Source organism: Pseudonocardia sp. McavD-2-B (assembly GCF_024124365.1).
Taxonomy (GTDB): Bacteria; Actinomycetota; Actinomycetes; order Mycobacteriales; family Pseudonocardiaceae; genus Pseudonocardia; species Pseudonocardia alni.
Genome location: NZ_JAMXSG010000406.1, coordinates 1 through 3,712, shown reverse-complemented (window position 1 = coordinate 3,712; position 3,712 = coordinate 1). Strand labels below are relative to the sequence as shown.

At 75.9% G+C, this 3,712-nt stretch carries 4 protein-coding genes and 1 pseudogene; 3 read left to right on the top strand and 2 right to left on the bottom strand.

Annotated features, from left to right (window positions below; genetic code table 11):
• Positions 1–459 (top strand): annotated as a pseudogene (locus NH602_RS29290) (hypothetical protein); the annotation flags it as partial.
• Positions 460–521: 62 nt separating this feature from the next.
• Here NH602_RS29290 and NH602_RS29285 read toward each other — a convergent pair.
• Positions 522–1,682: an SGNH/GDSL hydrolase family protein gene (locus NH602_RS29285; RefSeq protein WP_253069498.1), complete on the bottom strand. Its 1,161-nt coding sequence runs from the start codon at positions 1,680–1,682 to the stop codon at positions 522–524.
• A gap of 49 nt (positions 1,683–1,731) precedes the next feature.
• On the opposite strand from NH602_RS29285, the gene NH602_RS29280 reads away from it, so the two are divergent.
• Together NH602_RS29280 and NH602_RS29275 are read left to right on the top strand one after the other, a co-directional pair.
• On the top strand, positions 1,732–2,154 hold the full coding sequence (locus NH602_RS29280) for a DUF1772 domain-containing protein (RefSeq protein ID WP_179759957.1): 423 nt from the start codon (positions 1,732–1,734) through the stop codon (positions 2,152–2,154).
• 14 nt (positions 2,155–2,168) lie between these two features.
• Positions 2,169–2,936 carry a PIG-L deacetylase family protein gene (locus NH602_RS29275; RefSeq protein WP_253069497.1) on the top strand — a complete coding sequence of 256 codons (768 nt, stop codon included), beginning with the start codon at positions 2,169–2,171 and terminating at the stop codon, positions 2,934–2,936.
• 21 nt (positions 2,937–2,957) lie between these two features.
• Here the strand turns inward: NH602_RS29275 and NH602_RS29270 are convergent.
• The coding region (locus tag NH602_RS29270) for an ATP-binding protein (RefSeq protein ID WP_253069496.1) at positions 2,958–3,712 on the bottom strand (755 nt) is incomplete at its 5' end.

Here is a 3,712-nt window from a genome sequence, read left to right as displayed (position 1 = left end):
GTGCCGCGCCGCCCGGGCCGCCGTGTCACGACGGAGGGCGGGGCGCCGGGGTGGCCGCAGGGCGGGGCGCCCACGACCCCGCCGCGCAACGGCATCGGGATCGCGGCGCTGGTGCTCGGCATCCTGGCCGTGCTCACGTTCTGGCTGTTCATCGGCGGGCTCTTCGGGCTCATCGCCATCGTGCTGGGCGCGATCGGCATCAGCCGCGTGTCGAAGGGCGTCGCCACGAACCGTGGCGTGTCGATCTCCGGACTCGTGCTCGGGATCCTCGGCGTTCTGGGGACGATCGCCATGATCGCCCTGGTCGCCTTCGGGTTCAGTGTCTTCCAGCAGGTCGATGACGGCCAGTTCGCGTCGTGCCTGCAGCGCGCCGGCAACGATCAGTCGGCCATGGCCCAGTGCCAGCAGGAACTCCAGGACCGGCTCCAGGGCGAGATCGACCGCCTCGGGGACAACTGAGGCGCTACTCCCCGCGGTCGTCGGTCCCGTGTCCGGTCAGGACACGGGACCGCCCGCCGTCGTCACCGTCCGCTGCCCGCGGCGTGGAACGCACCCCCCGCACCGAACACCAGCCGGGCGAACCGCTCCCCCATCCGCAGGTGCGCCTCGGGACACGGGTGCAGCCGGTCGGGCAGCGGCAGCTCGGCCGCGTCGGCGTCGCCGTAGAGCTCACGGCCGTCGAGGTGGGACAGCGCCGGGTCCTCCGCGGCGCGCACTGCCACGATCCGGGCCAGCTCCTCGCGGATCACCGACAGCGTCAGCTTCCCCGCCGCCACCTCGGCCGGGTCGCCGGTTGCGCGGAACCGCAGCCGCCCGTCGACGACCTCCGGCGCGCCCGGGCCCGGGGTGTGCTCGTGGATCGGGCACAGCACCGGGGACACCACCAGCAGCGGGGTGTCGGGGTGCCCGTCGCGGATCGTGTCGAGGAAACCGTGCACGGCGGGCGCGAACGCCCGTCGGCGCATCAGGTCGGCGTTGACGACGTTGATCCCGATCTTGACGCTGATCATCGCGGCGGGGGTGTCGCGCAGCGTGCGGGCGACGAACGGGTCCAGCATCGCGCTGCCGGAGAACCCCAGGTTGACCAGTTCGACCCCGGCGGTGCGGGCGGCGAGCGCGGGCCAGGTGGTGCTGGGCCCCGCGGCGTTGCTGCCCTGGCTGATCGAGCTGCCGTGGTGCAGCCACACCGGGCGCCCACCGGTCGGGACGACGGCGACCGGCGCGTCGGTGCGCAGCGCGACGACCTCGGTGATCTCGTTGTGCGGCAGCCAGATCTCCACGAGCGCGTCGCGGCCGGGCAGGGTGAACCGCACCGGGCCGGGTGGGCCGTCGGTGACCGTGACCTCCCCCGTCGCCGGATCGGTCATCAGGAGCTTCCCGCCGGAGGTCGTGGCGCTGCCCGCCGGCCGGCCGTCGACGAGCAGGTCGTAGGCGCCGTCGGGCCGCAGCGGGGCACCGACGAGACCGATCCGGGTGCGCAGGGTCTCCAGCTCGACGGTCCGCGCGGCGGTGCGGAACACGACGCGTACCCCGGACGGCTGGCTCTGCGCGCCGGCCAGCTGCGGGTCGGCGTTGCGGGCCCGGGCGGTGGCGGGCAGCCGCTGCGGGAGCAGGCCCCGTTCGCCGTCGACGGCGTCGAGGACGCCGTGCAGCAGCTCGGGCCCGATCGCGGTGGTGATCACCCCGGCAGCCTGGCACGCGCGCGGCGCCGGTTCACCCGAGAATCGGACGGTGCTGATCGCCGCCGTCGTCCAGACCGTCGCGACCGTGCTGCTGGCCGGGATCGCCTGGACCGTGCAGGTGGTGGTCTACCCGGCGTTCGCGCTGGTCCCGGCCGGGTCCTGGGCCCGCTACCACGCCGCGCACAGCCGGGCGGTCACGATCGTCGTCGGGCCGCCGTGGGTCGCGCAGGGGCTCGCGACGGCGGCGCTGCTGGTCCTCGCGCCCGGCGAGCCGCTGGTGTGGGTGACCGCGGTGGCGGCCGCCGCGGGCGTCGCGGTGACCCTGCCCGCGGTGTCGCTGCACGGCCGGCTCGACCCGGCCGCGCACCCGGGGGACCTGCGTCGGCTGCTGCGGGTCAACCTGGTCCGTGCGCTCGTGTGGTCGGCCGGGTCCGTGGTGGGGGTCCTGCTGGTGACCGCCTCCGGCGCGTGACCCAGGATGGCCGGGTGACTGCGACCGAGGACGAGCGCACGGCGGCCGACGACCGCGCGCACACCGGGGTGGAGCGCGTGCTGGTGATCGCCGCGCACCCCGACGACATCGACTTCTCCTGCAGCGGCACCGTCGCGGTGTGGACCGCGGCCGGGGTCGCGGTGACCTACTGCCTGGTGACCGACGGCGACGCGGGCGGCTTCGACCCGGCCGTGCCGCGCAGCGACATCGCGGGCATCCGCCGGGCCGAGCAGACCGCCGCGGCCGCCGAGGCCGGCGTCACCGACCTGGTGTTCCTCGGCCACCCCGACGGGCGGCTGACCGTCACCCTGGAGCTGCGCCGGGACCTGGCCCGGGTGATCCGGCAGGTCCGTCCGGACCGGGTCGTCGTCCCGCAGCCGGTGCGCGACCTGCGCAGCATGTACGGCAGCCACCCCGACCACACCGCGACCGGCGAGGCGGCCCTCTGCGCGGTCTACCCCGACGCGCGCAACCCCTACGCCTTCCCCGAGCTGGCCGAGGCCGGGTACGAGGCGCACACGGTCGGCGAGGTGTGGGTCCTGGGTCCGGCCCCGGCCGACGACCCCGAGGGGGCACGACACGTCGACATCACCGACACGATCGACGTGAAGATCGCGGCGCTGCGCGCGCACGCGAGCCAGACCGCGCACATGACCGGCCTGGAGGACATGATCGGGCAGTGGTCCGGGTCGCTGGCGAAGCGGGCCGGGTTCCCGTCCGGTCGGCTGGTGGAGTCCTTCCACGCGCTCGACACGCGCTGAGGCCCCCGGGCCCGGGTGCGCTCAGGCGGCGGCGCGGATGCGGACGTGGGTGCCCGCGTCGTCGCCCCAGACGTGCAGCAGGTCGCAGAGCTGGCGGGCGATCCAGATCCCGCGCCCGTGCGCGTGGCCCGGGTCCGGCGGGGTCAGGCCGGGCAGCGGGTCGGCGAGCCGGCCGCCGTCGTGGACCTCGCAGACGACATCCTGCTCGGGCGTCCACAGCATGAGCCGCGCCGTGTGCGTCCCGTGGTGGACGGCGTTGGTGGCGACCTCGTTGACCGCGACGGTGACGTCCTCCGCGCGGCTGTCGGTGAACCCCTGGCCGCGCAGTGCCTCGTCGACGGCGCGGCGCACGTCGCGCAGCTGCGTGGCGTCGAAGCGGAACTCCCGTGCGGGTGCGCCGAGCTCGGCGGGCACCGGGGCGCCGAGGCCGTCGAGCAGCCGGCGCGGGTCGGTGTCGACCCCGGTCGGGACGGGCCTGCCGTCGTCGAGGACGAACGGGTGCGCGCGCCGCACGACCTCGGCGACGGGACCGGGCAGGTCGGCCGGGAAGAAGCAGAGCAGCCGCAGCGGCAGGTCGGCCAGGGCGAGCGCCGCGGCCGCCTCGACCTCGCCCCAGTAGGCGCCGCGCGGGTCGTCGAGATCCGCGGAGTGCTCGACGACGACGGTCACCGGCCCCGCGACGCCGCGGTGGCGGGCGCGCAGGACCCGGGCCAGGCGCGCCGCCTCGGTCTGGCCCGACGGACCGTCGGGCCCGCAGTCGCGGCGCAGCCGCAGCA